2 protein-coding genes are annotated in these 1281 nt (G+C 68.6%); both read left to right on the plus strand.

Annotated elements, in window-relative coordinates; genetic code table 11:
• The first annotated feature begins 66 nt into the window (after positions 1–66).
• Positions 67–366, plus strand: a complete 300-nt coding sequence (locus FLL47_RS42555; RefSeq protein ID WP_186316258.1) for a transposase — start codon at positions 67–69, stop codon at positions 364–366.
• Positions 363–1247, plus strand: a complete 885-nt coding sequence (locus FLL47_RS42560; protein WP_144128381.1) for an IS3 family transposase — start codon at positions 363–365, stop codon at positions 1245–1247. Before FLL47_RS42555 ends, FLL47_RS42560 begins: the two co-directional genes overlap by 4 nt.
• Positions 1248–1281: the final 34 nt, after the last annotated feature.

Raw genomic sequence — 1281 nt, forward strand, 5'->3', positions numbered from 1 at the left:
TGAGCTTCCACCTTCGGGCCGGACACCCTGATCCCTGGCAGGATGGCCAGGAGGAAGGATGTCCTGGTGGCACGCCCTTCGCAGTACACCGAACAGTTCCGTAAGGATGCTGTGGCGCTGGTCCAATCGTCGGACTCACCGCTACGGCAGATAGCCCGTGACCTGGGCGTCAACCATGAGACGCTGCGTGGCTGGGTTCGGGCGGAGGAACGCAAGACGGCAGCCGGGCGGCCCGCCGAGCCCGAGCTGACCCTCTCTGAACGTGATGAGCTGCGCAAACTCCGCGCAAGGGTGCGAGAGCTGGAGCTGGAGAAGGACATTCTCCGCAAGGCAGCCCAGTATTTTGCGAAGGAGATGGGGCAATGACCGGCCGCTACCGCTTCATCTCCACCCACCGCGCCGAGTACGGCGTCACGCGGCTGTGCCGGGTCCTCAAGGTGCGCCGCCAGGGCTTCTACGAGTGGCTGAACGCCGCGCAGGCCCGTGCCGAGCGCGAGCAGGCCGAGGACGCCCTCGCCGTCGAGATCGCCGCGATCCACGCCGCGCACCGGCACTCGTACGGGTCGCCGCGGGTCACGGTCGAGCTGCGTCGCCGCGGCCGCCGGGTCAACCGCAAGAAGGTCGAGCGGATCATGCGCCAGCGCGGCATCGTCGGCTGGACTCGTCGGCGACGCCGGTCGCTGACCAAGGCCGACGCGAGCGCGCCGCCCGCACCAGATCTGCTGCGCCGCGACTTCAGCGCCCAGGCGCCCGGCGAGAAGTTCGTCGGCGACATCACCTACATGCCCACGGTCGAGGGCTGGCTGTACCTGGCCACCGTCATCGACCTGCACACCCGCGAGGTGGCCGGGCACGCGATGGCCGCGCACATGCGCGCCGACCTGGTCAGCGACGCCATCGACCTGGCCGCCGGCCGGGGCCTGACCCGCCCGGACGCGATCTTCCACTCGGACAGGGGCTCGCAGTACGGTTCGGCCCGCTTCCGCACCACCCTGACCAGGCATCAGATACGTGCCTCGATGGGCCGTACTGGATCTTGTTTTGACAACGCCGCCGCCGAGAGCTTCTTCGCCACGCTGAAGACGGAGATCGGCACGACCGTGTGGCCCACCCGGCGTGCCGCCCGCGCTGCCGTCTTCGAGTACCTGGCCTACTACAACGCCAACCGTCTACATTCCACCCTCGGATACCGCACACCCACCGAGGTCCGCCTCGGGTATCGTCACGACCACGCCCTCGCAGCGTGAGAACCCCGGTGTCCGGTCCTGGGGTGGAAGCTCA

The organism is Catellatospora sichuanensis, from assembly GCF_007483665.1.
GTDB classification, from domain to species: Bacteria; Actinomycetota; Actinomycetes; order Mycobacteriales; family Micromonosporaceae; genus Catellatospora; species Catellatospora sichuanensis.